The organism is Ochrobactrum chromiisoli (assembly GCF_026241335.1).
GTDB lineage: Bacteria > Pseudomonadota > Alphaproteobacteria > Rhizobiales > Rhizobiaceae > Brucella > Brucella chromiisoli.
Genome location: NZ_JAPHAV010000003.1, coordinates 178,520 through 203,008, shown reverse-complemented (window position 1 = coordinate 203,008; position 24,489 = coordinate 178,520). Strand labels below are relative to the sequence as shown.

Below are 24,489 nucleotides of genomic sequence, written 5' to 3'. Positions count from 1 at the left end.
TCCTTATCCAGTCCCGCCAACGATTGCGGGTGGTTTACTCACGAAAGGCGCTCTCTGTAACAGAGCCGCGCCTATGTAATCTTGAATGAAGACTGGCTATTAATCTCTTTTGATCAGCACGTAAAGGAAAAGCGCCGTGGCAAACTGCATCACAGCGCGATCAGAATTCCGACGACTAAAGAAAATCAGTTGCGAATGGCAAGGCAGGGAACACCCTGCTGCTGAAGCTGTACGCAGGTCTTTTGCGCTGCATCTGAATCTTTGAAGCCCGTGAAGCGCACACGATAGACCTTGCGACCGCGCGTCGATGGCGAAATCTCGCCTTTTGTACCCGGAACCAGACGGCTCACCACCGGCAGATATTTTGCCTGCAACGCATCAGCACCTGAACGCGATGGGGTCGCTCCAACCTGAACACGCCATGCAGACATCGCAGCTTTCACCAAAAAGCCGCCATCACCCTGCTCGATCCTATTGTCGTCAATCGTATCGGCAATCACATCGGCTTTTGGCTTTTCAGGCATAAGCGGCGAGATAATGGGCAAAGGTGTCTGAACCGAAGCAGTCACGATTTCGTCGACGCCGGTTCCGGCGTCCTCCTTGCCAAAACGTGTCAGCAGCTTTGCCATGCGATCATCACGCTCGCGCGAGGAGCCAGCACCAAGCACAACGCCAACGAGATGCTTGTCATTGATGATCGCGGAGGAAACGAGATTATAGCCCGAAACATCCGTATATCCGGTCTTGATGCCATCAACGCCCTGATAGCGATACATCAGATTGTTGTGACCGTTGAACGGACGTCCTTTGTAAGCGAAGGAACGCTGGGAAAACAACGCATACTCATTTGGAAAATCACGGCGCAGCGACATGCCAAGCACAGCCATATCGCGTGCAGTCGTCAATTGCGTCATCTTTCCGGTCAAACCCGATGGATTGACGAAATAGGTACTCTTCATGCCGAGATTTCGGGCTCTCTGCGTCATCAGGCGACCAAAAGAGGCTTCTGAACCACCCAGATATTCGCCCATGACAGTGGCTGCATCATTGGCAGATACGACAATCATACCGCTGATCGCATCGCGAACCGAAATGGTTTCACCTGCCTTGAGCCAGAGTTTCATTCTGACTTTTGCCGCCGCATTTTTAGAAATCGGCATCTGATCGTCCCAATGAATCCGACCGGTCTTCAAGGCCTCAAAAGCCAGATAAAGGGTCATCATCTTGGCAAGCGATGCAGGCGCATGTTGTACGGTTGAGCCATCCTGCCCAAGAATCACGCCACTATCGGCATCAAACACAACCCATGAAACATTGGCCATAGCGTTGGTTGCACAGAAGATGCTGGCACCAAGCGCAACACCTGCAATCAGCCGGGAGATGCGTGACGATAATTTATGCATGATGGCTCACAAGAAGAGAAAACTCATTGCAAATGAAGTCGAATTGCGGCGTGAAAAAGACGCTTGCTCAACTTGATTTGCATTTCCTGATAAAACCGATTTATCATTAACGAATTCTGAGCAACACACAATAAATCAACAATTTTTAACAGTTTTTCAGCGCCTGGGTGATGAAACTCGCCAGAATCGCCAGGGCAAATACCACCGAAATTCGTCTGAAAGTTCTCTTGGCACAGGGTCAAAACCGTGAGTCCCCATGGGACCACAGCGCATGATACGAAAAAGCCCCATCCAGCTGCCGTTCCACAATCCGTAACGAGCAACAGATTCGTAGGTATATTCTGAACAGGTCGGCATATGGCGGCAGGAATTGCCGATAAAGGATGAAAGCGTGAGCTGGTAAAGTCTGATCAAACCCGTCCCCAGCACCCTGCCCGGTGTTTTGCGCCAAGGATCGGTAAAATTGCGGGTTTGTCGCTTCTTATTGATCGCAGCCTTGGCCGGATGATCTTTCCCGCAATTGCACATCAGGCGGCCTGCACCTTTTCCTCGATTTGACGGATGCAGTCGACAACTGCATCAAATGTCAAAAGCGTTGAAGCATGACGGGCTTTGTAGTCTCGCACCGGTTCAAAATATTTCAGATCTTCAAAACGACCGTCAGGTGCAGGACCATTTTCCTTGAGCATCTTGTACATAGAATCGCGCGCAACGCGCAATTCCTGCGCCGTGCAACCGACCACATTGCGCGCCATAACTGAGGATGACGCCTGCCCCAAAGCGCAAGCCTTCACCTCATGTGCAAAGTCCGTAACCACCCCATCCGCCATCTTGAGATAAACAGTCACTGTCGAACCGCACAATTTTGAATGAACAGTCGCCACGGCATCAGGCTCCGCAATGCGTCCCAGTCGTTCAATGTTCCCTGCAAATTCAAGGATACGTTTGTTATATACATCGTCTATCATTGAGATGAACCTTCCGCCTTACCGGATAAAAATGCAAAATTGTCGTCCGGTAACGGTTTGAAGTTGCATTTTCCTGTCTATATAATAGGCAGTGCGCAGCTGCGCCATGGTCAGATTATCGCATGGTTATGAAGTCGCACAAATATCCGTCCGGCAGCTTGGTGTTGCCGGATCAATACATCGCACGTTCGCAAGACGCATCGCTGTATTGTCCGTTTAACTCGTCTCCTCCGTGAAGGAGACTACTGGAGAATACGAATGGACGCTCGCATCCTTCCGATCGATAACGAACCCATTGTTTCCAAAGAATCGCCAAAGCCAACACAGGCCGAAGCAGAAGCTGCTGTGCGAACCCTTCTTCGCTGGGCCGGCGACAATCCCGACCGTGAAGGGCTTCTCGATACGCCCATGCGTGTTGCAAAATCCTATAGCGAACTTTTTGGTGGCTATGATGAGAGCCCGGAAGATGTGCTGGGCACGACTTTTGAGGAAGTCTCGGGTTATAACGATATGGTGTTGGTGAAGGACATTTCCTTCTTCTCGCATTGCGAACACCATATGGTGCCAATTATCGGCAAGGCGCATGTCGCCTATCTGCCTGATGGCAAGGTGCTTGGCCTGTCCAAGATTGCACGCGTTGTTGATATTTTTGCCCGTCGCCTGCAAACGCAGGAAAGCATTACCGCGCAGATCGCTGATAGCATTCAGCGTATTCTCAAGCCACGCGGCGTTGCAGTCATGATCGACGCGGAACATATGTGCATGGCGATGCGCGGCATCCGTAAGCAGGGTTCAAGCACGATCACCACCACCTTTACCGGCACTTTTAAGGAAGAAGTGAACGAACAGGTCCGCTTCATGAGCCTTATCCGCAAGTAAAACCAATTTATCAGGCGCAACAATGAGCTTTTTCCCTGCCCAACCTTCCGACAAGAAGGCGATTGAAGAAGGTGCGGTTTTCATGCCGCGCTTCGACGCTTCCGGCCTCATCACAGCCGTCGTGACGGATGCGCATGATGGTGAATTGCTCATGGTCGCACATATGAATGAAGAAGCGCTGCGCCTGACGCTTGAAACCGGGATTGCGCATTATTGGTCGCGCTCCCGCAACACGCTTTGGAAAAAGGGCGAGACATCCGGCAACCTGCAAAGCGTGATCGAACTGCGCACCGATTGCGATCAGGATGCTCTGTGGCTCAAGGTTCGCGTCGCAGGCGATGGCCCAACCTGCCACACCGGTCGGCGCTCCTGCTTTTATCGTCAGGTGCAGTCCGAAAATGGTCAGGTCAGCCTGTCACTGAATGGCTCCTGCGACCACCAGCACTAACGGGCTGCTGTTGAGCATACAAAGGTCGCTCTAAGTTTTTTCTTGGCCTTCAAATCGCAGCATTTATTGTTTCGATACCGTGTTTTGGTAATATCATCAAAACAAGAGGTGCTTAATCGATATGCGTGCATGGGGTCAAAGGCGCAGGGCTGCCAATCCACAAGCCCTGACGCCTGAAGAAGAAATCATCAATCAGCCACAGGTGCGACATCAGCCGCGCCGCATTGCCCTTGCTCTGGGCGGCGGTGCCGCGCGTGGATGGGCGCATATTGGCGTGCTGCGCGCACTTGATGAGGCTGGGATCGAGATTGAAATGATTGCCGGCACCTCAATCGGCGCATTGGTCGGCGGATGCTATCTCGCCGGAAAGCTCGATCAACTGGAAGAATTTGCGCGCAGTCTCACGCGGCGGCGGATGTTCAATCTTCTCGACATCACATTTCGCGGTAGTGGTCTGTTCGGTGGCATGAAGCTTGACAATCGTATGCGTGAGCATCTCGATGGCTTGCGCCTTGAGGAGCTTGACCGCCCCTTCGTGGCTGTTTGCACCGAATTGCACACCGGCCATGAAATCTGGCTTTCAAATGGCCCTTTAGTCGAAGCCATGCGCGCTTCCTTTGCACTGCCCGGCGTGTTCGAGCCTGTCCGCTGGCAGGAGCGTGTGCTGGTCGATGGCGCGCTGGTCAACCCGGTTCCAGTCTCCGTATGCCGCGCCTATGAACAACGCTTGGTTCTCGCTGTGAACCTTCATTACGATCAGTTCGGACGTGCAGCCGTCATCAAACATGCACAGTCGCAGCGCGAAAATCTCACCGAAGCCATACAAGGCGGCAAAGAAAACCGCCTCGGTATAACGGGTGTGATGATGGAAGCTTTCAACATCATTCAGGACCGCATTTCACGCGCGCGTATGGCTGGCGATCCACCGGATGTGTCGCTGATGCCGACCGTTGCACAAATCGGCCTCGCAGATTTCCACCGCGCATCTGAGGCAATCGACATCGGCTATGCAGAAACCGTCAAAAGACTGGAAGACATTAAGCGCCTTCAGGGGATCAGCGGCTGATAACTCATTATTTTTCTATTATTTTCAAAAAGATTGGGCGAAGTTCAAGAATAGGCTTGTGCCTGTCGGATCGATTTGCTAGATGCCTCCTCGCTGACAAGTTCAGCTTCTACCACGTGCGGTCGTGGCGGAATTGGTAGACGCGCAGCGTTGAGGTCGCTGTGGGGCAACCCGTGGAAGTTCGAGTCTTCTCGACCGCACCATTCTCTTTCAGAATTATCATTTACATTGAAAATGTCGCTCCGCGATCTGGTTAACCACCAGATTAAGCTGAGTTCTTTGCATTTTAAAATCAAGCGTTTAAGCGCATCACAAAATAAATTCAATCAATTGTGCTCAACTGAAAGAATAGCCTTGTGCAGTCGAAACTGATTTGCTAAATGCCCTCTCGCTGACAGTGTTCAGCTTCTACCACACAGTGCGGTCGTGGCGGAATTGGTAGACGCGCAGCGTTGAGGTCGCTGTGGGGCAACCCGTGGAAGTTCGAGTCTTCTCGACCGCACCACTCTCTTCCTGAGAAAATTTGATTTGCGCCTGATTGGCAGCAACGATTTATCTTCAAAGACAAAATGAAAAGCCCGCTTGAAGCGGGCTTTTCTTATAAATTATCGCTATGTTCGCCCAGTTTCGGCGAACGTCTGTCGAGTTTTAACTCAGCATCCGAGAATCGGATCGGCGTGCGCAGCCCCGGGATACCATCTGGATCGATTCTCATCTGACGCGCGATAAATTGCGGGTCGGAAAACACATCCTCAACCGTGTTGATCGGCCCGGCGGGCACACCTGTTTTGGCAAGCGCTGACAGAAGATCATCCCGTAGCCATTGCTTCGTACGCTCTTCCAACAAAGCCGTCAGAGCATCGCGATTGGCAACGCGCAGCGAATTGGTGACAAATCGGGAATCACTCGCCAGTTCGCCAACTCCAAGCAGAGCCGTCAGCTTTGCAAACTGACCATCATTGCCGCAGGCGATAATGAAATAGCCATCCGATACAGGCAGCGTTTGATAAGGCGCGATATTGGGATGCGCATTACCCATACGCTTGGGCGAAATGCCGGATGCCAGATAGTTCATGCCCTGATTGGCAAGAACCGCTGTCATACAATCAAACAGCGCCATATCGATATGCTGGCCCCTGCCCGTGCGCTCACGCATGATGAGCGCCGACTGGATAGCGATGACACTATAAAGCCCCGTAAAGATGTCTGCGAAAGCCACACCAATCTTCTGCGGTTGCCCGTCCGGCTCACCGGTCAGGTCCATGATACCGCCCATGCCCTGGATCATGAAATCATAACCCGCACGCTCTGCATAAGGCCCGGTGTGGCCAAACCCCGTGATTGAGCAATAGATCAGGCGTGGATTGATCGCTTTCAGGCTTTCATAATCGAGACCGTATTTATCAAGACCGCCGAGCTTGAAATTCTCAATCACCACATCAGCATCGGCAACGAGCTTACGCACAAGTGCCCTGCCCTCTTCGGTGCGAAAATCAGCGATGATCGACTGTTTGCCACGATTGCAGGCGTGGAAATAGGCGGCCGACTTTTCGCCTTCAACCTCGATAAAGGGCGGCCCCCATGTGCGGGTATCGTCACCTTCAGGGCTTTCGACCTTAATAACATCCGCACCGAGGTCGGACAGTGTCTGTCCGACCCATGGACCGGCCAGAATGCGGGCCAGCTCAATGACTTTCAGACCCGCAAGCGGTGTATTCTGCATTTCTCAAAACCTTTCCGGTGATCAGAAAAAGGCCTGAATGCCGGTCTGCGCACGCCCGAGAATCAGCGCATGAACATCATGCGTGCCTTCATAGGTGTTGACGGTTTCAAGATTTTGCGCGTGGCGCATGACGTGATACTCGATCTGAATACCGTTGCCGCCATGCATGTCACGCGCCTGCCGTGCAATATCGAGCGCCTTGCCGCAATTGTTGCGCTTGACGATAGAAATCATTTCAGGCGCCATTTTGCCTTCGTCAAACAGACGACCAACGCGTAAAGAGGCCTGCAAGCCAAGCGTGATTTCAGTCTGCATATCGGCGAGCTTCTTCTGATAAAGCTGCGTGCCAGCCAGCGGCTTGTCGAACTGTTTGCGATCAAGACCATACTGACGGGCGCGGAACCAGCAATCCTCTGCCGCACCCAGCACACCCCATGAAATGCCATAGCGCGCACGGTTGAGACAGCCGAACGGACCCTTGAGGCCTGACACATTCGGCAGCAATGCATCTTCCGATACTTCCACGCCATCCATGACGATTTCGCCAGTGATCGAAGCGCGCAGCGAAAGCTTGCCGCCAATCTTCGGCGCAGAAAGACCCTTCATGCCCTTTTCAAGCACAAAGCCACGGATCGCACCGTCGTGCGCTGTTGACTTGGCCCAGACTACGAACACGTCAGCAATCGGCGAATTGGAAATCCACATTTTGGAACCGCTGATGCGATAGCCGCCATCGATCTTGTCGGCGCGAGTTTTCATGCCCGCAGGATCGGAACCCGCATCAGGCTCAGTGAGACCAAAGCAGCCGATCAATTCGCCGGAAACCAGACCCGGCAGATATTTCTTACGCTGCTCATCTGAGCCATAAGCATAGATCGGATACATGACGAGCGACGACTGAACACTCATCATCGAACGATAGCCGGAATCGATGCGCTCGACTTCACGCGCCACCAGACCATAGGAAACATAACCGGCATTGGCTGCGCCGTATTCTTCGGGAAGCGTTACGCCAAGAAGACCAGCCTGCCCCATAAGGCGGAACAGGTCCGGATCGGTCGTTTCATCCAGATAGGCTTTTTCAATGCGTGGCAGTAGAACATCGCTTGCAAAAGCCTGCGCCGAGTCGCGGATCATCCGCTCGTCTTCGGTCAGCTGCTCATCAAGCAGAAACGGATCTTCCCAGTTAAATGCGGCACGCGACATGAATGGTCTCCTCAGATTTGGTTGGAGAGACTATGGCGCAGCCTATTTCGACATGCAATTTACGTTTACTCATCGATCTATTCCATTTAGTAATAGATCATGATTTCGCTATCGAGACGCCTGCTTCCTTCAACAAGCGCGCTTGCTGCCTTTGATGCAGTGGCGCGGCATGAAAGCTTTTCGAGTGCTGCGGAAGAGCTGTCTCTGACGCAAGGCGCAGTCAGTCGTCAGATCGCTCTGCTGGAAGAACAGCTTGGCGCCGCTCTGTTTGAGCGCACCAGCCGCCACGTTATGCTGACCGATGCCGGGCGCGCTTATCTTCATGCGATCAGCCCTGCCCTTGCCGCCATTCGTGCGGCGTCATTGCAGGTCATGTCGCAAATGCGTGGAACGACGCTTAATCTCGCATTCCTGCCGACATTTGGCACCCGCTGGCTGATCCCACGGATTCCCCGTTTTGTGGCGCAATATCCGGATATTATTCTGAATTTTGCCACCCGTATTGGCCAGTTCGACTTTGAACGTGAGGGCCTTGATGCGGCAATCCATATTGGCCAACCAGACTGGCCCAATGCCGATTGCACATTTTTAATGGAAGAAACGGTTGCGCCTGTGTGCAGCCCGGCTTTTCTGAAACAGCATCCCGTCAATTCGCCTGCGGACCTGTTACGCCTGCCGCTTTTCAACATGGCATCACGCCCCGGCGCATGGAACCACTGGTTTAAAAGCCTCGACATTGCTGCACCTGTAGCAAGCGGAATGCGCTTTGAGCAGTTCTCGAATGTCTCTCAGGCTTGTGTCGCGGGTCTTGGGATTGCGCTTATGCCGCTGTTTCTGATCAGTGCCGAAATTGAAAACGGGCAGCTTGTCGTGGCCTATCAGCACACCGTCAAAAGCCCGAGCAGCTATTACTTTGTAACACCGCAGGCGCGCGCAAACACGCCTGCCGTTAAAGCCTTTCGCGACTGGCTTCTCACCGAGATCAATCGCGAGTTTGATCCTCACGCCATCGAATTGCTGACAATCTCATAAGAACGAAGACGCTTCTGATGGTCATAGATCATGCCTGTGACCATCAGTTCGTCATGGCCGGTGCGTTTAGCAAATTCGCGAATCCCCTTGTCGACGGTTTCAGGGCCACCCACAACACGACATGACAGCATCTGGCGCACCAGTGCTTGTGCTGAGGGATCAAGTTGCTCCAGATACCCCGCGACAGGTGCTGGCAGCTTGCCCGGACGACCGCTGCGCAAATTCACAAATGCCTGTAATTGCGATGTGAACAGATAATGTGCTTCTTCATCCGTATCCGCCGCAATGACATTCAGCCCAAGCATGACATAAGGCTTTTGCAGATATTCAGATGGCTCAAACCGTTCGCGATAAAGCTCGACGGCGCGCTCCATGTCAGCCGGTGCAAAATGGGAGGCGAAGCTATAAGGCAGCCCCAGCATAGCAGCCAATTGCGCACCAAACAGGCTGGAGCCGAGAATCCAGACAGGAACATTCAGCCCCGCGCCCGGCACTGCCTGTACGCGCTGCCCCGGATCGGCTGGCTTGAAATAATTGAGAAGCTCCACGACATCGCGTGGAAAATCATTGGCGCTGCTTTCCAGATTGCGGCGAAGTGCATGCGCAGTCATCTGATCGGTGCCCGGCGCACGACCAAGCCCCAGATCGATACGCCCCGGAAACAGCGAGGCCAGCGTACCAAATTGTTCTGCGATCACCAGTGGCGAATGGTTCGGCAGCATGATTCCACCCGCACCAACGCGGATGGTGGATGTGCCCGCTGCCACGTGGCCAATCACAACGGAGGTTGCAGCACTGGCAATGCCCGGCATGTTGTGATGCTCGGCCAGCCAATAGCGCGTAAAGCCCAATTTCTCGGCCTGCTGGGCCAGTTCGAGCGTGTTGCGCAGAGACTGCCCTGCATTACTGCCTTCAGGGACGGGTGAAAGATCAAGGACGGATAAAGGTATCATGCTTGCTCATATGGTGTGTAACAGCCGGGATGCAACTTCATCCCAAGAAAAAGGGCGGCCCACATGTGACCGCCCTCAATCCGATTATTCAATACAAGTTTCAGTGATGGGCTGCCGCCGCAGCCTCCTTGCTATCTTCCGACGACGGCACGAATTCGCCTTCAACGTCCTTCTTGGCAATAAATGTATAGAACATTGGCACCACGAACAGCGTGAAGACCGTACCGATTGTGATACCGGTGAAGATCACCAGCCCCATCGAGTAACGCGCGGCCGCACCCGCACCACTTGCCATAATCAGCGGCACAACGCCGAGCGCCATGGCAGCCGTGGTCATCAGAATCGGCCGAAGACGCGTTTCAGCAGAGAGGATGATGGCCTCACGACGCGAATGACCATGCAAGCGACGTTGCTGATTGGCGAACTCCACCATCAGAATGCCGTGCTTGGTTATCAGCCCGACAAGTGTGATGAGACCGACCTGTGTGTAGATGTTGAGCGTTCCAAGGCCAAGGTTCAATGGCACAATCGCACCGAAGATCGAAAGCGGTACTGACATCATGATGATGAACGGATCGCGGAAGCTTTCGAACTGCGCCGCAAGCACCAGATAGATCACGATAACGGCAAGGCCAAAAGCGATGAGGATCGTATTGCCCTGCTCGACTTCCAGTCGCGACTGACCGGAATAGTCGAGGAAAAATCCTTCCGGCATCTTCGAGCGAGCCAGATCAACAAGCGTCTGCAGGCCCTGACCTGTCGTGACACTAGGCATTGGCAGAGCGGAAATGGTAGCGGAATTGAGCTGATTAAACTGCTCAATAGCGGCAGGCGATGCATTTTGCTTGATTTCAATAACCGACGACAACGGAATCATTGCGCCGGAAACACTGCGAACAAAGAATTCGCCGAGCTTTTCCGGGGTCGAGCGATAGGCATCCGGCACCTGCGTGATGATGTCATAGCTATTGGAATCGCGGTCGAACTTGGCAATCGATGCACCGCCGGTCAGAAGACCAAGCGTCGAACCAATATCGCTAACCTGAACGCCAAGCGTTGCAGCGCGATCACGATCAATGGTGATCGTGGTCTGCGGCGCATTATAGGACATCGAGTTCTGGACGATGATGAACTGGCCTGTTGCCTGAGCTTCGTTCTTGATTTCTTCAGCCAGTTCAAAGACCTGACTGGATGGGCCAGTTGATTGAAGCGCAATCGAAATCGGCAAGCCACCGCCAGCACCGGGCAGAGACGGAGGCGCAAAAATAAATGCGTCAACGCCCGCAACCTTGGTCAATCTTGCGGTCAGATCTTCCTGAATTTGCTTTTGCGAACGCGTGCGTTGGGACCAGTCTTTAAGAACCCAGAGCGCAATACCCGATGTTGTTCCGCCATCCATACCAACGATCTGGAAGCGTGTATCCAGTTCCGGCAGATCTTTGGTCAGGCTGTCAATCTGTTCTGCATAGAGGTTGGTATAGGCAGAGGTCGCATATTGCGGAGCCTGGAACATCGAGAACAAAGCGCCGGAATCTTCTTCAGGAGCAAGTTCCGTCGAGGTGTTCACGAAAAGGAAGCCTGTGAGCCCCACCAGAGCAATAACGATCATCAATGTAATCGGACGATAATTAAGCGACCCGGATACCATCCCATGATACCACTTTTCGAGCTTCTTAAAATTCTCGTCGATGATTTTCTGGAACCGGGACGGTTCACCGTGTTTGAGCATACGGGCGCACATCATCGGTGAAATCGTCAGAGCAGCAATACCGGAAATGATAACCGCGCCGGCCAGCGTGAAAGCAAACTCTCTGAACAGCGAACCAGTCAGACCACCGGTAAATCCAAGCGGTGCAAACACCGCGGCCAGCGTAATCGTCATCGCGATAATCGAACCGGTAATTTCCTTCATGCCCTTGAAGGCGGCATCCATCGGACGCAATCCCTCTTCGATATGGCGGTGAATGTTTTCAAGCACCACGATCGCGTCATCGACCACAAGACCAATCGCCAGAACCATCGCAAGCAGCGACAGAAGATTGATCGAGAACCCGAGAACATAGAGAAAGAAGCATACGCCAATCAGCGAAATAGGGATCGTGACAATGGGAATAAGAACCGAGCGGAACGACCCAAGGAAAATGATAATGACCAGAATAACGATCGCGACAGCTTCACCAATGGTGGTGAAAACTTCATTGATGGAAGAGCTGATCTGCTCGGTCGCGTCATAGACGAGATCAAGTGTCATGCCCTCCGGCAGAGATGCTTGAATGGCCGGCAGTTCTTTCTTGAAAGCCGTTGCAACATCAATCGGGTTCGCAGACGGTGTCGGGTAAATTGCTAGGAACGTACCGGCCGAACCGTTGAACGAAACAATCGTATCTGTACTTTTCGCAGCAAGCTCAACTTTCGCCACATCGCGCAGACGCACAATCTGATCGCCGGTTGATTTAATCGGCATTGCGCCAAAAGCTTCCGGTGTCTGCAAGGTCGATTCAAGCGTAATCGATGATGCAACATACTCGTTTTTTGTCTGTCCAGGCGCAGACAGGAAGTTCGACGCTTTAATCGCCGCCAGTACTTCAGCCGCCGTAACCTGACGCGCGGCAAGCTGGATCGGATCAATCCAGACGCGCATCGAATAGACCTGACCACCCAGAATATCAGCCTTCGCCACACCCTGAACGGTGGAGATACGCGGCTGCATGACGCGCTGCAAATATTCAGTGATCTGTTCGCTGGTCATATTGGGGTTCTGCGCAGCCAAATACATGGTTGCGAAGCTCTGCCCCGTTCCCTTGACGATCACGGGATCATCAGATTCAGTCGGCAGATTGCCGCGAACCTGATTAACCTTGGCAATCACTTCCGTGAGTGCCGCATCGGGATTAGCGCCCAGTTTCATCTGAACCGTCACCGTGCTCGACGATGGACGGCTGGATGATGTGACGTAATCAATGTTTTCAGTCGTCGCCACCGACTCTGCAATTGGAGAGGTGATGAAACCCTGAATAAGCTCAGCGCTTGCCCCCGCATAAGCGGTCGATATGGTAATAACTGTCTCATCGACTTTCGGATATTCGCGCACAGAAAGCTGCGCGATACCCTGAAGGCCGAGAAGAATGATCATAAGAGCGACCACGGTAGCAAGTACGGGTCGCCGGATGAAAATATCGGAAAAACTCATCTTGCTCGCCTATTACTTGTCAGCCGCTGGGATCGGATTGACCGTGTTGTCAATCGTTACGGGCGTTCCCGCTGAAAGCCGGTTCTGGCCTGCTGTAATCACGATGTCGCCAGCCTTGAGGCCATCCGTGATCTCAACCACACCACCATAACTCCGGCCGATTTTTACGAAAACCTGCTGGGCAACCAGCTTTTTAGCATCACCTTCAGGCGCTTTTTCGCCCTCTTTTGGCTGTGCCGGACGAACAGCATAGACATAGTCGCCATACAGGCTGCGAATGACAGCAGTCTGTGGCAGCGCCAGCACATTGTCTTCCTTTGGCAGTTCAACACGAACCTGAACAAACTGACCTGGTGTCAGACGAGGTTCGTCATTCTGAACTTCCGCACGCACAGAAACCAGGCGGCTCGCAGGATCGATCTTGGGATCGATACCAACGATCTTGCCATTATAATTGAGCTGTTCCATGCTTGGACCAACCTGCACGGGTTGGCCGAGCCTAAGCTCAGGCAACGACTGTTCCGGCACCGTGAAATCGATGCGCATCTTGTCGGTTTCCTGCAAGGTCCCGATTACGGTGCCCGGTGTCAGATACTGACCGATATCAACCTTCGCAATACCAATAACACCCGTAAACGGTGCTGTTACCGTCTTCTGATCAAGTACAGCCTGCATCTTTGCAACAGCGGCCTTTTTGGCACTCGCCGCAGCTGCCGTCGTATCAACGTCGGAAACCGCACCTACACCGCGCGTGCGCAAGGTTTCAGCACGCTTCAGATTCTGGTCTGCAAGCCCGGCCTCGGCCTTCGCAGCAACAAGGTCCGCAGTCTCGATGCTGTTTTCGAGTTGGAGAAGGACCGTCCCCTTTTTTACTTCCTGGTTGGCTTTAAAGTCGATTTTATCGACAATGCCACTAACCTGAACCGTCAGGTCAACACCATTGATTGCATTGGCCGACCCAATCGCTTCGATGCCCGGCGTCCATGTCGTCGGCTCCAGCGTGATCGTGGAAACCGTCTTGGCCGGCTGCTGCATATTGGCGAAGAAGTCCTTAATCGCCTGTGTCCTGAACAGGTTAAAACCGACGAGCCCTCCCACGACGATCACGAGGAAAATAATTGCCAGAATAAGGCGTTTGATCATTGCGGAAGCACTCCAGGGTGTCATTGGCGCGCGTCCTATTTGTTGCTCACAATTTGGTCGCACGTATTTTACTTGAATAACTGTCGAAAATAACTGTACCGTCTGGACGGTATTGTCAACTATTGAACTGTCAGGAGACCACTGGAATTGCATACCAAGAATAAGGTCTCTTCGCGAGAGCGCATTTTGCGCGCAGCAGTGGAACTCGCCCAAGAGGTCGGCCCAGCCCATCTCTCTCTCGACGCGGTTGCCGCTCGCGCGGGCCTCTCAAAGGGCGGATTGCTCTATTCGTTTCCAACAAAAGCAAAATTGCTTGAGGGTGTGGTCGAAGAATATATGAGAGAACACGAACGGGCGATGGAGGTTCAGGAAACCCTTCAACGCGGCGATAAAAATCGGGTTGTACGCGCCTTTTTTGATGTTTTTCGTCTTCAGGCAGATGATGAGCCGCCAGCCAGCGGCATCCTTGCTGCCCTCGTCGAAAATCCGGATTTCATGATCCCGGTCAGGCGTTACCACCGAGCCTTGTTGGATCGAATGTTGAAAGATGCAACCGATAATGATCTTGTTTTAATTACTTATCTGGCGCTGACAGGCTTAGAATGCGGGCGCTTGCTCGACTGCGACATTGTGAACGACGAAGAACGCCATTCCGTCATCTGCCGCTTGGAAAAGCTGCTCGAAGCCGGGTAACTTATTGATTTAACATACATACAAAAAACGCGCCTATGAGGCGCGTTTTTTGTTAAATTAAAGAGCGGGTATATCGCCCCTCTCCCATCCGGCTGTCGTTTCAGCTGCAAAATCTTCAAAACGACCTTCCGCAATCGCTGCACGAATACCCTGCATAAGATACTGGTAATAGGCCAGATTGTTCCATGTGAGAAGCATTCCACCCAGTGCTTCACCCGATTTGACCAAATGATGCAGATAGGCGCGGCTGTAATCGCGTGTTGCCGGGCAGTTTGATTCAGGATCAAGCGGACGATGATCATCGGCATGACGCGCATTGCGCAGGTTCACCTTGCCAAAGCGCGTGAACGCCAGACCGTGACGCCCGGCGCGTGTCGGCATCACGCAATCAAACATGTCGATCCCGCGGGCAACGGATTTCAGAATATCATCCGGCGTGCCGACGCCCATCAGATAGCGTGGCTTTTCTGTTGGCAGGATCGGGCAAACTACTTCGAGCATGTCGAGCATGACGTTCTGAGGCTCACCAACGGCCAGACCACCAACGGAATAGCCCTTGAGGTCCATCGCTTTCAGTGCTTCCGCCGAGCGCTCACGCAGGCGCGCATTGTCACCGCCCTGCACGATGCCGAACATCGCTTTCCCTGGCTGCGTGCCAAATGCCACCTTGCAACGCTCAGCCCACCGCAGCGACAGTTCCATCGCGCGTTCTGTGTTGCTTTCCGGTGATGGCAGCGCCACGCACTCATCGAGCTGCATCTGAATATCGCTGTCGAGCAGCCCCTGAATTTCGATGGAGCGCTCCGGCGTCATTTCATATGGCTTGCCGTCGATATGCGAGCGGAAGGTCACGCCATTTTCATTAAGCTTACGCAACTGTGCGAGCGACATGACCTGAAACCCGCCGGAATCGGTCAGAATTGGGCCTTTCCAGCCGCCAAATTCATGCAGGCCGCCAAGACGGGCCACGCGTTCGGCACCCGGACGCAGCATCAGATGATAGGTATTGCCGAGGATAATATCCGCGCCCAAATCCTTCACCTGATCCATATACATGGCCTTGACGGTTCCGGCTGTGCCAACCGGCATGAAGGCAGGCGTACGTACCACGCCGCGCGGCATGGAGATTTCGCCCTGACGGGCTGCGCCATCACGCGCAAGCACTTTGAATTCAAAATTTTCGCTGGTCATGGCGTGTCTCTAATGAATTATGCCGGAAAAGGAAACAGGTTCATGCACGTTCTAAAAGGGAAGAGTCCCCGTAGGAATAGAAACGATAGCCTGTGTCGATGGCGCGCTTATAAGCTTCATGCATGGTTTCAAAACCGCTGAAGGCCGAAACAAGCATGAAGAGCGTCGAGCGCGGCAGATGAAAATTGGTCATCAGCAGATCGACTGCCCGGAACTTGTAGCCCGGTGTGATGAAAATATCCGTCGGCCCGGCCCATGGGCGAATGATGCCATCTTCACCGGCAGCACTCTCAATAAGACGCAGCGATGTTGTACCAACACAGATCACCCGGCCACCGCGGGCATGAACGGCATTGAGCGCATCGGCAGTCTCCTGCGAAACATAACCGATCTCGGAATGCATCTTGTGGTCCGTCGTATCGTCGGCTTTGACCGGCAGAAATGTGCCCGCCCCGACATGCAGCGTCACGAAATGCTCTTCGATGCCACGCTCGCGGATTTTTTTGAGCAGCTCTGGTGTGAAATGCAGCCCGGCAGTCGGTGCAGCGACAGCGCCTTCTTCGCGCGCGTAAACAGTCTGATAATCGCTGCGGTCGCGCTCGTCTTCAGAGCGCTTGGATGCGATATAGGGCGGCAAAGGAATATGGCCAACGGAAGCAATGGCTTCATCGAGCATGGCACCCGAAAGGTCAAACACCAGCAGCACCTCCCCCGCATCTCCCTTTTCGGCAACGGTCGCGTCGAGAGTTCCAAGGGAACAGCTTGAACCGGAATGACCGAAACGGATGCGATCGCCTTCTTTCACGCGCTTGGCCGGGCGCAGAAATGCTTTCCAGCGATCCGGGCCGGTACGCATGTGAAGCGTCGCACTCACCTGCGAAATATTGCCATCGCGCTCACGCATCCCTTCAAGCTGTGCGGGAATGACTTTTGTATCGTTGAAAACCAGTGCATCACCCGGCTGCAACAGATCAGGCAATTCAAATACCTGTCGATCTTCGAATGGCTGGCCGGGACGCACACGCAACAGCTTGGCGTGATCGCGCGGCTCGGCTGGACGCAGAGCAATACTCTCTTCCGGTAAATCGAAATCGAAAAGATCAACACGCATCATAAACCTCGGCAAAGCAAGAGCGGCCCCGGCAAAACCGGAGCCGCTATATTTCTATAGAAATGACAGAATTAGATGTCGGAAGCGATGCGTGCTGTGACGATCACGTCTGGATCAGTAACAGGTTCGCCACGCTTGATCTTGTCAACATTGTCCATGCCTTCGATAACCTGACCCCATACGGAGTACTGACGGTCAAGCCATGGAGCATCGGTAAAGCAGATAAAGAACTGCGAGTTAGCCGAATTCGGGTTCTGCGAACGAGCCATCGAAGCTGTACCGCGCTTGTGCTGGGTGTTCGAAAATTCAGCCTTGAGGTCAGGCTTATCCGAACCGCCCATGCCAGCGCGTGCGCCGTTGAAATGCGCACCACCCGTCTTGCCGAACTTCACGTCGCCGGTCTGCGCCATAAAGCCGTCGATTACACGGTGGAATACAACGCCGTCATATGCGCCTTCGCGTGCCAGTTCCTTGATGCGTTCGACATGGCCGGGAGCCAGATCAGGGAAGAGTTCGAGAACGACATTGCCCTTGGTGGTTTCAAGAACGAGCGTGTTTTCCGGGTCTTTATAAGCCATCGGGCCTCTCCTATTGAGCGTATCCCCCCAAATTTGATTGGTTTTTGGGACAGGGATACGCGTTGAATTTAAAACTTATTTCTTTTCGATTGTGGCTTTGATGATTTTGTCAGGGTTTTCAACCGAGCCATTGTCGGATTCACTTCCCTTTTTGATCTTATCAACCACATCCATGCCACTGACAACCTTGCCAACCACAGTGTACTGGCCGTTCAGGAAGGCGCCGTCATTGAACATAATGAAGAATTGCGAGTTGGCCGAATTTGGATCCTGGCTGCGTGCCATGCCAACCGTGCCACGCACAAAAGGCTCCTTGGAGAATTCGGCTGGAATGTTTGGCAATTCAGAGCCACCAGTACCCACACGCGATGCATTGAAACCCTTGTCGACATTACCAAACTTCACATCGCCGGTCTGAGCCATGAAGCCCGGAATCACGCGGTGGAAAGCAACGCCATCATAAGCGCCTTCCTTTACCAGCTTCTCAATCTGAGCAACGTGTTTTGGTGCAAGCTTTGGTTCAAGCTCAATTGCAACATTACCATCTTTAAGCTGCAAATTAAGCGTGTCCGCTGCCAAGGCAGCCCCGTGAGATAACGCAACAATGCTGGCTGCGGCGAACGCCGAACGAATAAATGACATAACCGAGAAACTCCCTGAATCAGGATTTGAATTTTGCTTCCAGTGCTTTAGCGACAGCAACCGGAACGAAGGGCTTTATGTCGCCTCCCATTGAGGCAATCTGGCGAACCAATGTGGCAGTAATTGTGCGCACAGCAGGATCGGCTGGCAGAAAGACAGTCTGCAATTCCGGTGCCATTGTCCCATTCATGCCTGCCATCTGCATTTCATAATCAAGATCGGTGCCATCGCGCAGGCCGCGCACCATGAGCTTTGCGCCATGCTTGCGCGCCGCATCAATCACCAGTGCATCGAATGAAATTACCGACACACGCTTTGCATCAGCGCCAAGCAATTCGCTGGAGCTTGCGTTAATAAGCGCAACACGCTCCTCAAAGCTGAAAAGCGGTTTTTTACCCGGATGTACGCCGATAGCAACAATAACCTGATCGGCAAGACGGAGCGCGCCTTTCAGGACATCCATATGGCCATTGGTGATCGGGTCGAATGAACCCGCATAAATCGCGATCGTCATTTCTACCAGCTAGCCTTTTCTCATCAGATTTTCAACAACAACCACAATTGGAAAGAAATCAGAAACCAAGAAAACAAATTGAATGAGCAATGAAGCACGATTTCACGACAAGTTCACAACCGATTTACCATCATGAGCGCACCTTTGCTGCAACCTTTTTGCTTCTCAAGCGTATCTATAATGAAAGGATACCGCGATGATGATATTTCTTCTGGCATTATCCATGATGGTAGCAATGGCTGCATCGGCGATTGTTTTGCTTCTGGAAGAGAATGAAGCAAAGCGCCAACGCATACGTCCCGCCGCTTTTAATCTAAACGCCGTGCGTAAATTGAGTTCGCGTTAAATAAAGTTTCAAAGATCGTCAGTGCCCTCCAGTCCTGACATCTCAAAAAGGCCGATGGCTTCCGCCACCGGCCTTTTCATTTGGATCACAGAGCGCGCTGACACTTGCGTATCAGCGCATTTTTTTACTCTTCGCCACCGGCTGCAGGTGCATCACCTTCAACCGCGATTTCATCAATCTCGGCAGCGCCATTCTCTTCATCGCTTTCCGTTTCCGAAATGCGCTCAACCGAGACGACCTTTTCGCCGTCAGCCGTATTGAAGATCGTGACACCCTTGGTCGAACGTCCAGCGATACGAATGCCGCCGACCGGCACACGGATCAGCTGACCGCCGTCTGAAACCAGCAAGATCTGATCGCTGGCCTCGACCGGGAACAGAGCAACCAGCTTGCCGATTTCATCGGTTTTCGACGTATCGGTTGCGCGAATACCCTTACCACCACGGCCGGAAACGCGGAACTCATAAGACGAAGACCGCTTACCATAACCATACTCACTAACGGTAAGAACGGTCTGCTCACGCGCCTTCAGTTCCTGATAGCGTTCGTCGTTAAGCTCGGTTTCATTTTCGACGTCTTCACCGACAACAACAATATCATCGGCATCGTCCGCACCCTGCGCACGGCGTTCCGCAATCGAACGCTTGAGGTAAGCTGCACGTTCGGCAGCATCCGCATCAACGTGATGCAGAATAGCCATCGAGATGACCTTATCGCCTTCTGCCAGATTGATACCGCGCACGCCAATCGAGTTACGACCAGCAAAGACGCGCACATCAGTGACAGGGAAGCGAATGCACTGGCCACCAGCACAGGTCAGAAGAACGTCATCGAATTCCGTACAGGTATCAACCGAGAGGATTTCATCGCCCTCTTCTTCGAGCTTCATCGCGATCTTACCGTTGCGGTTGACCTGAACGAAGTCGCTGAGCTTGTTACGGCGAACCGTACCACGCGTGGTCGAGAACATGACGTCGAGGTTTGCCCAGGATTCCTCATCCTCCGGCAGCGGCATGATCGTGGTGATGCGCTCGCCCTGCTGCAACGGCAACATGTTGATGAGCGCCTTGCCACGCGACTGCGGATTGCCGACCGGCAGACGCCAGACTTTTTCCTTGTAGACGATACCGCGCGAGGAGAAGAACAGAACCGGCGTATGCGTATTGGCGACGAACAGACGGGTTACGAAATCCTCGTCCTTGGTGGCCATACCGGAGCGGCCCTTGCCGCCACGGCGCTGTGCACGATAAGTGGCCAGCGGCACACGCTTGATATAACCGGCATGGCTGACAGTCACGACCATATCTTCGCGAGCGATCAGGTCTTCATCGTCCATTTCGGCGCCACCAAGACCAAACTCGGTACGGCGCGGCGTGGCAAACTCGTCGCGAACAGCAATCATCTCTTCCTTGACGATTGTCATAACGCGAATGCGCGAGCTGAGAATATCCAGATAATCGCGAATTTCTTCGCCAATCTTGTTCAGCTCATCCGCCACTTCTTCGCGACCGAGCGCTGTCAGGCGCTGCAGGCGAAGATCAAGAATAGCACGCGCCTGCTCTTCCGAGAGGTTATAGGTGTTATCCTCATTGATCCTGTGACGCGGATCATCGATCAAACGAATCAGCGGCGCCACATCAGCAGCAGGCCAGCGACGCTCCATCAACTGCTCACGCGCGGTTGCCGGATCCGGCGCACGACGAATGAGAGCAATGATTTCGTCAATATTGGCAACTGCGATTGCCAGACCAACCAACACATGCGCGCGATCACGCGCTTTGTTGAGCAGGAACTTGGTGCGGCGCGTTACCACTTCTTCGCGGAACGCCACGAAAGCGCGCAGCATATCGAGAAGATTAAGCTGTTCAGGCTTGCCGCCATTCAGCGCCACCATGTTGCAGCCGAAAGAGGTTTGCAGCGGTGTGTAGCGGTAAAGCTGGTTGAGCACGACATCCGCAACAGCATCACGCTTGAGCTCGACCACAACGCGATAACCATCGCGGTCCGATTCATCGCGCAGATCAGAAATGCCCTCGATACGCTTGTCGCGTACCAGTTCGGCCATTTTCTCGATCATCGATGCTTTGTTCACCTGATAGGGAACTTCAGTGATGATGATCGCTTCACGATCACCACGCATCGGTTCAATCGCCACGCGACCACGCATGATGACCGAGCCACGACCCGTCGTATAGGCAGAATTGATGCCAGCACGTCCAAGGATAATACCACCGGTCGGAAAATCCGGGCCGGGAATAATTTCCATGATTTCTTCCAGCTCAATGGCTGGATTTTCAATCAGCGCAACGCAACCATCAATGACTTCGCCCAGATTATGCGGCGGAATGTTGGTTGCCATACCAACCGCAATGCCGCCCGAACCATTGACAAGCAGGTTCGGAAAGCGGGCTGGCAGAACCATTGGTTCCCGCTCACGGCCATCATAGTTGTCCTGAAAATCAACCGTATCCTTGTCGATATCCGACAGAAGGGATTCAGTGACCTTCTCCAGACGGCATTCGGTATAACGCATCGCCGCTGGCGGATCGCCATCGATGGAACCGAAGTTGCCCTGGCCGTCCACGAGTGGATCGCGCAAGGAGAAGTCCTGCGCCATACGCACCAAGGCGTCATAAATAGAAGCGTCACCATGCGGATGGTACTTACCCATCACTTCACCGATCACACCTGCCGACTTTCGGTAGGGGCGATTGTAAGCGAGGTTCATCTCGTTCATGGCATGGAGAATACGACGATGCACTGGTTTCAAGCCATCGCGCACGTCAGGCAGGGCGCGGCTCACGATAACGCTCATTGCGTAATCGAGATAGGAGCGCTGCATCTCCTCAATAATGGAAATCGGTTCGATACCTGTAGGGCCGCTCGGGCCGCCATTCATATCTTCGGAACCGGGTGGAGGCGTTAGATCTGACACTATTCAGATATCTTTCTCAACAGAATCGATAAAGTCACTTTATAGAGCAAAATGGTGCAAAACGCCAATTTCGAGGCCAATTCGAGCAGCTAATTTCGCCCATCTTATCAAGCACTTGAAAGATATTCACATAAACATCGCGTAATGATGTTGCCTGAGCGTGTGCTTTACATCGACCGCGCGGCTTTGATCAGCTACACTCTGCTTCACAAATCAGGCAAAAAATATCAAAAAAAGAGGCGCGTTTAGCATGGGGTTCTACGATACGGTTTTCAGCGCCTTCGTCACCCTGCTTGTCACAATCGATCCGCCCGGTCTGGCTCCTTTGTTTCTTGCATTGACACCCGGCATGGATCGCAACCATCGCGGACAGGTTGCGCTGCGCGCATCCATCATCGGCTTTGGGGTAATGGCGCTGTTTGCAATTGCTGGCGCGCAGATACTCGGCATGTTCGGCATCAGTATCGGCGCTTTTCGCGTCGCAGGCGGTCTGCTTCTGTTCTGGATCGCCTTCGAAATGATTTTCGAAAAGCGAACCGAGCGCAAGGAAAAGAGCGCCGAAGTTGCCATCACCAAGGATCATATCCGCAATATCGCAGCCTTCCCGCTTGCCATACCACTGATAGCCGGTCCGGGTGCAATTTCCGCCATTGTTCTGACGTCCGATTCGTTCACTGGACCGGCAGAACACGCCGTTCTGCTACTGGTCATATTTACCTGCCTGCTCATTACATATCTGGTGCTGTTGCTTGCAGAACGCGTTGACCGCTTCCTCGGAGAAACGGGCCGCTCAATCCTGACGCGCCTGCTAGGCGTCATATTGGCAGCCCTTGCCGTGCAATTCGTTGCAGATGGCGTCAGGTCGCTGATCACAGGATAAGCACATATCCCTCGCCGACACTTCGTTTTCCCTTTAGGCTGCCGATCTGAATTCAATCAGAACCGGAACCGCTCTAAGTGTGCGAGGAAGGCTTCGATGGATGTCGCCACTGCTCCAGAATTATCGATCATCACAACGTCGTCAGCCTGATGATCGAAGCGCACTTCACGCGCCAAACGCTTTTCGATCTGTGCCCGTGTTTCTCGCCCACGTGCTGCCAGTCGCTCAGCCAATACGGACGATTGTGCAGTTATCAGCACGATGGAACGTGATTGATACTGTCTGCGAATATCCGTCAGAACCCGACGCGAAACATTGGCGATAACAACCGCGCCTTCCGCAAGTTTGGTATCCAGCGAACGCGGCAGACCATAGCTCAAACCATGCGCCTGCCATTGAAGCGCATAAGCACCCTCGTCTGCCGCTTTGCGAAAAGCTTCCTCGTCCAGACTGTCGTGATCTTCAGTGCCCGGCATTTGTGGTCGGGTGATAACGCGCCGCACAAAATGAAACCGCGGATCATCTTTCAGTATCTCACGCGCCGCGTCCATAATCGTATCTTTACCGGCACCACTGGGACCGACAACAGCAACAAAACACCCGTTAAGAGTATGATCCGCCCGCATCACAACACACGCGCCCAACAGAAAATCACATCGGAAAAAATAATGCCCAGCGAATGGGGATGCAGCAGATCAGCTCTTCCGCCAAAAGCCATTTCACTTCGTTCATCCAGTCCGATCGCAAAAGTCATCTGTCTACGGCGCATTTTATGGAAATAATCAACGAGACGATAACAGATAATAATAAGCTAAAACAGCAGCTTATATTATTCTTTTTATCAATCAATCCAACTAAAAAAGCGGGCGCTTGTGACGCCCGCTTTTTTATCAGAATGGAATTTCATCATCAAGGTCGCGCGCGAAACCGCCGCCGCTGCCACCACCCTGATTGGATGGGCCGGACGATCCAAAATCGCTTCCGCCGCCGGAATAATCCGACATCTGGTTGCGATTACCACCGCCGCCGAACGACCGCCCCTCGCCACCACCTTCGCCGCGGCTATCAAGCATCTGAAGTTCGCCCCGGAATTTCTGCAACACGATTTCAGTCGAGTAACGATCATTACCGTTCTGATCCTGCCACTTACGCGTCTGCAGCGCGCCCTCGATATAAACCTTGGACCCCTTCTTCAAATACTGCTCTGCCACCTTGGCAAGATTTTCATTGAAGATGACAACACTATGCCACTCGGTACGTTCCTTGCGCTCACCGGACTGACGGTCGCGCCAGCTTTCCGACGTCGCAATACGCAGATTGGCGATCTGATCGCCTGAATTAAGGCGGCGGATTTCTGGATCAGCACCAAGATTGCCGATCAGAATGACTTTGTTGACGCTACCAGCCATTGAAAACTTACTCCGGATCTCTCGCATCCACCCATCCAGCGCGCTTCTCAGCCCTGCCAAACGGCGTCTACTTTTAAAGAATGGTCAAATACCAAAAGGTATTGGCCTAAAATTCAACTATCACCTTACAGCAGCCACTTCCACCGCGCTCATGCTCGCGCGGCGAATTCCGGCAATGT

The 24,489-nt window shown here is 53.1% G+C and carries 23 protein-coding genes and 2 tRNA genes; 9 read left to right on the top strand and 16 right to left on the bottom strand.

Features of this window, described 5'->3' with window-relative positions; all coding sequences use genetic code 11:
• Nucleotides 1-185: 185 nt before the first annotated feature.
• The 3 genes from OPR82_RS10180 to OPR82_RS10170 form a co-directional block, all read right to left on the bottom strand.
• Entirely contained in the window at nt 186-1,403 is a 1,218-nt protein-coding gene (locus tag OPR82_RS10180) for a D-alanyl-D-alanine carboxypeptidase (RefSeq protein WP_265984673.1), read from the bottom strand.
• A gap of 156 nt (nt 1,404-1,559) precedes the next feature.
• Nucleotides 1,560-1,931 (bottom strand): membrane protein insertion efficiency factor YidD, encoded by a 372-nt coding sequence (gene yidD / locus OPR82_RS10175; protein WP_265984672.1) that lies wholly within the window; start codon nt 1,929-1,931, stop codon nt 1,560-1,562.
• Nucleotides 1,931-2,371 carry an iron-sulfur cluster assembly scaffold protein gene (locus OPR82_RS10170; protein WP_265984671.1) on the bottom strand — a complete coding sequence of 147 codons (441 nt, stop codon included), beginning with the start codon at nt 2,369-2,371 and terminating at the stop codon, nt 1,931-1,933. The genes yidD and OPR82_RS10170 overlap by 1 nt, the downstream gene beginning before the upstream one ends.
• A 258-nt stretch (nt 2,372-2,629) precedes the next feature.
• On the opposite strand from OPR82_RS10170, the gene folE reads away from it, so the two are divergent.
• From folE to OPR82_RS10145, 5 genes are all read left to right on the top strand, one after another.
• Complete coding sequence (folE, locus tag OPR82_RS10165) at nt 2,630-3,250, top strand: GTP cyclohydrolase I FolE (protein ID WP_265984670.1); 621 nt, start codon at nt 2,630-2,632, stop codon at nt 3,248-3,250.
• 22 nt (nt 3,251-3,272) lie between these two features.
• A complete protein-coding gene (gene hisI, locus OPR82_RS10160; RefSeq protein WP_265984669.1) occupies nt 3,273-3,698 on the top strand; it encodes a phosphoribosyl-AMP cyclohydrolase in 426 nt (141 codons plus the stop codon).
• 121 nt (nt 3,699-3,819) lie between these two features.
• Entirely contained in the window at nt 3,820-4,764 is a 945-nt protein-coding gene (locus tag OPR82_RS10155; protein WP_265984668.1) for a patatin-like phospholipase family protein, read from the top strand.
• Between the two features lie 118 nt (nt 4,765-4,882).
• A tRNA-Leu gene (locus OPR82_RS10150) sits at nt 4,883-4,967 on the top strand.
• 217 nt (nt 4,968-5,184) lie between these two features.
• Nucleotides 5,185-5,269, top strand: a tRNA-Leu gene (locus OPR82_RS10145).
• A 93-nt stretch (nt 5,270-5,362) separates the two neighbouring features.
• On the opposite strand, the gene OPR82_RS10140 is transcribed toward OPR82_RS10145, so the two are convergent.
• Nucleotides 5,363-6,487 carry a CaiB/BaiF CoA transferase family protein gene (locus tag OPR82_RS10140; protein WP_265984667.1) on the bottom strand — a complete coding sequence of 375 codons (1,125 nt, stop codon included), beginning with the start codon at nt 6,485-6,487 and terminating at the stop codon, nt 5,363-5,365.
• 21 nt (nt 6,488-6,508) lie between these two features.
• Entirely contained in the window at nt 6,509-7,693 is a 1,185-nt protein-coding gene (locus OPR82_RS10135) for an acyl-CoA dehydrogenase (protein ID WP_265984666.1), read from the bottom strand.
• 99 nt (nt 7,694-7,792) lie between these two features.
• On the opposite strand from OPR82_RS10135, the gene OPR82_RS10130 reads away from it, so the two are divergent.
• Nucleotides 7,793-8,725, top strand: coding sequence for a LysR family transcriptional regulator (locus OPR82_RS10130; protein WP_265984665.1), 933 nt, complete (start codon nt 7,793-7,795; stop codon nt 8,723-8,725).
• On the opposite strand, the gene OPR82_RS10125 is transcribed toward OPR82_RS10130, so the two are convergent.
• The 3 genes from OPR82_RS10125 to OPR82_RS10115 form a co-directional block, all read right to left on the bottom strand.
• Nucleotides 8,695-9,678 (bottom strand): LLM class flavin-dependent oxidoreductase, encoded by a 984-nt coding sequence (locus OPR82_RS10125; RefSeq protein ID WP_265984664.1) that lies wholly within the window; start codon nt 9,676-9,678, stop codon nt 8,695-8,697. The two genes, OPR82_RS10130 and OPR82_RS10125, sit on opposite strands and share 31 nt — an antisense overlap.
• A 100-nt stretch (nt 9,679-9,778) precedes the next feature.
• Nucleotides 9,779-12,868 carry an efflux RND transporter permease subunit gene (locus OPR82_RS10120; RefSeq protein ID WP_265984663.1) on the bottom strand — a complete coding sequence of 1,030 codons (3,090 nt, stop codon included), beginning with the start codon at nt 12,866-12,868 and terminating at the stop codon, nt 9,779-9,781.
• A 12-nt stretch (nt 12,869-12,880) separates the two neighbouring features.
• Nucleotides 12,881-14,011 (bottom strand): efflux RND transporter periplasmic adaptor subunit, encoded by a 1,131-nt coding sequence (locus OPR82_RS10115; RefSeq protein ID WP_265984662.1) that lies wholly within the window; start codon nt 14,009-14,011, stop codon nt 12,881-12,883.
• Nucleotides 14,012-14,158: 147 nt separating this feature from the next.
• Between OPR82_RS10115 and OPR82_RS10110 the strand changes: the two genes are divergently transcribed.
• On the top strand, nt 14,159-14,704 hold the full coding sequence (locus OPR82_RS10110; protein WP_265984661.1) for a TetR/AcrR family transcriptional regulator: 546 nt from the start codon (nt 14,159-14,161) through the stop codon (nt 14,702-14,704).
• 57 nt (nt 14,705-14,761) lie between these two features.
• On the opposite strand, the gene tgt is transcribed toward OPR82_RS10110, so the two are convergent.
• The 5 genes from tgt to coaD all read right to left on the bottom strand — a co-directional run bounded on the left by tgt (nt 14,762) and on the right by coaD (nt 18,740).
• On the bottom strand, nt 14,762-15,895 hold the full coding sequence (gene tgt, locus OPR82_RS10105) for a tRNA guanosine(34) transglycosylase Tgt (protein ID WP_265984660.1): 1,134 nt from the start codon (nt 15,893-15,895) through the stop codon (nt 14,762-14,764).
• Between the two features lie 40 nt (nt 15,896-15,935).
• Nucleotides 15,936-17,006 (bottom strand): tRNA preQ1(34) S-adenosylmethionine ribosyltransferase-isomerase QueA, encoded by a 1,071-nt coding sequence (gene queA, locus OPR82_RS10100; RefSeq protein WP_265984746.1) that lies wholly within the window; start codon nt 17,004-17,006, stop codon nt 15,936-15,938.
• 71 nt (nt 17,007-17,077) lie between these two features.
• Nucleotides 17,078-17,584, bottom strand: a complete 507-nt coding sequence (locus OPR82_RS10095; protein ID WP_265984659.1) for a peptidylprolyl isomerase — start codon at nt 17,582-17,584, stop codon at nt 17,078-17,080.
• Nucleotides 17,585-17,659: 75 nt separating this feature from the next.
• A complete protein-coding gene (locus tag OPR82_RS10090; RefSeq protein WP_265984658.1) occupies nt 17,660-18,226 on the bottom strand; it encodes a peptidylprolyl isomerase in 567 nt (188 codons plus the stop codon).
• 19 nt (nt 18,227-18,245) lie between these two features.
• Complete coding sequence (gene coaD, locus OPR82_RS10085; RefSeq protein ID WP_265984657.1) at nt 18,246-18,740, bottom strand: pantetheine-phosphate adenylyltransferase; 495 nt, start codon at nt 18,738-18,740, stop codon at nt 18,246-18,248.
• A 196-nt stretch (nt 18,741-18,936) separates the two neighbouring features.
• Here coaD and OPR82_RS10080 point away from each other — a divergent pair, with 196 nt between their 5' ends.
• On the top strand, nt 18,937-19,086 hold the full coding sequence (locus OPR82_RS10080; protein WP_265984656.1) for a hypothetical protein: 150 nt from the start codon (nt 18,937-18,939) through the stop codon (nt 19,084-19,086).
• 124 nt (nt 19,087-19,210) lie between these two features.
• On the opposite strand, the gene gyrA is transcribed toward OPR82_RS10080, so the two are convergent.
• Nucleotides 19,211-21,985, bottom strand: a complete 2,775-nt coding sequence (gyrA, locus tag OPR82_RS10075; protein WP_265984745.1) for a DNA gyrase subunit A — start codon at nt 21,983-21,985, stop codon at nt 19,211-19,213.
• 286 nt (nt 21,986-22,271) lie between these two features.
• Between gyrA and OPR82_RS10070 the strand changes: the two genes are divergently transcribed.
• Complete coding sequence (locus OPR82_RS10070; protein WP_265984655.1) at nt 22,272-22,901, top strand: MarC family protein; 630 nt, start codon at nt 22,272-22,274, stop codon at nt 22,899-22,901.
• A gap of 56 nt (nt 22,902-22,957) precedes the next feature.
• Here the strand turns inward: OPR82_RS10070 and phnN are convergent, their stop codons facing one another.
• Nucleotides 22,958-23,527, bottom strand: coding sequence for a phosphonate metabolism protein/1,5-bisphosphokinase (PRPP-forming) PhnN (gene phnN / locus OPR82_RS10065; protein WP_265984654.1), 570 nt, complete (start codon nt 23,525-23,527; stop codon nt 22,958-22,960).
• Nucleotides 23,528-23,791: 264 nt separating this feature from the next.
• Entirely contained in the window at nt 23,792-24,310 is a 519-nt protein-coding gene (gene ssb, locus OPR82_RS10060; RefSeq protein ID WP_265984653.1) for a single-stranded DNA-binding protein, read from the bottom strand.
• Nucleotides 24,311-24,489: the final 179 nt, after the last annotated feature.

Bases quoted from the DNA above. Each gene is read 5' to 3' on its own strand.
- gyrA (WP_265984745.1), bottom strand. From the start codon at position 21,985: ATGAATGGCGGCCCGAGCGGCCCTACAGGTATCGAACCGATTTCCATT.
- tgt (WP_265984660.1), bottom strand. From the start codon at position 15,895: ATGACCAGCGAAAATTTTGAATTCAAAGTGCTTGCGCGTGATGGCGCA.
- ssb (WP_265984653.1), bottom strand. From the start codon at position 24,310: ATGGCTGGTAGCGTCAACAAAGTCATTCTGATCGGCAATCTTGGTGCT.
- OPR82_RS10080 (WP_265984656.1), top strand. From the start codon at position 18,937: ATGATGATATTTCTTCTGGCATTATCCATGATGGTAGCAATGGCTGCA.
- yidD (WP_265984672.1), bottom strand. From the start codon at position 1,931: ATGTGCAATTGCGGGAAAGATCATCCGGCCAAGGCTGCGATCAATAAG.
- OPR82_RS10180 (WP_265984673.1), bottom strand. From the start codon at position 1,403: ATGCATAAATTATCGTCACGCATCTCCCGGCTGATTGCAGGTGTTGCG.
- phnN (WP_265984654.1), bottom strand. From the start codon at position 23,527: ATGCGGGCGGATCATACTCTTAACGGGTGTTTTGTTGCTGTTGTCGGT.
- OPR82_RS10155 (WP_265984668.1), top strand. From the start codon at position 3,820: ATGCGTGCATGGGGTCAAAGGCGCAGGGCTGCCAATCCACAAGCCCTG.
- coaD (WP_265984657.1), bottom strand. From the start codon at position 18,740: ATGACGATCGCGATTTATGCGGGTTCATTCGACCCGATCACCAATGGC.
- OPR82_RS10125 (WP_265984664.1), bottom strand. From the start codon at position 9,678: ATGATACCTTTATCCGTCCTTGATCTTTCACCCGTCCCTGAAGGCAGT.
- OPR82_RS10115 (WP_265984662.1), bottom strand. From the start codon at position 14,011: ATGATCAAACGCCTTATTCTGGCAATTATTTTCCTCGTGATCGTCGTG.
- OPR82_RS10135 (WP_265984666.1), bottom strand. From the start codon at position 7,693: ATGTCGCGTGCCGCATTTAACTGGGAAGATCCGTTTCTGCTTGATGAG.
- OPR82_RS10070 (WP_265984655.1), top strand. From the start codon at position 22,272: ATGGGGTTCTACGATACGGTTTTCAGCGCCTTCGTCACCCTGCTTGTC.
- folE (WP_265984670.1), top strand. From the start codon at position 2,630: ATGGACGCTCGCATCCTTCCGATCGATAACGAACCCATTGTTTCCAAA.
- OPR82_RS10130 (WP_265984665.1), top strand. From the start codon at position 7,793: ATGATTTCGCTATCGAGACGCCTGCTTCCTTCAACAAGCGCGCTTGCT.
- OPR82_RS10140 (WP_265984667.1), bottom strand. From the start codon at position 6,487: ATGCAGAATACACCGCTTGCGGGTCTGAAAGTCATTGAGCTGGCCCGC.
- OPR82_RS10120 (WP_265984663.1), bottom strand. From the start codon at position 12,868: ATGAGTTTTTCCGATATTTTCATCCGGCGACCCGTACTTGCTACCGTG.
- OPR82_RS10090 (WP_265984658.1), bottom strand. From the start codon at position 18,226: ATGTCATTTATTCGTTCGGCGTTCGCCGCAGCCAGCATTGTTGCGTTA.
- hisI (WP_265984669.1), top strand. From the start codon at position 3,273: ATGAGCTTTTTCCCTGCCCAACCTTCCGACAAGAAGGCGATTGAAGAA.
- OPR82_RS10170 (WP_265984671.1), bottom strand. From the start codon at position 2,371: ATGATAGACGATGTATATAACAAACGTATCCTTGAATTTGCAGGGAAC.
- OPR82_RS10095 (WP_265984659.1), bottom strand. From the start codon at position 17,584: ATGGCTTATAAAGACCCGGAAAACACGCTCGTTCTTGAAACCACCAAG.
- queA (WP_265984746.1), bottom strand. From the start codon at position 17,006: ATGCGTGTTGATCTTTTCGATTTCGATTTACCGGAAGAGAGTATTGCT.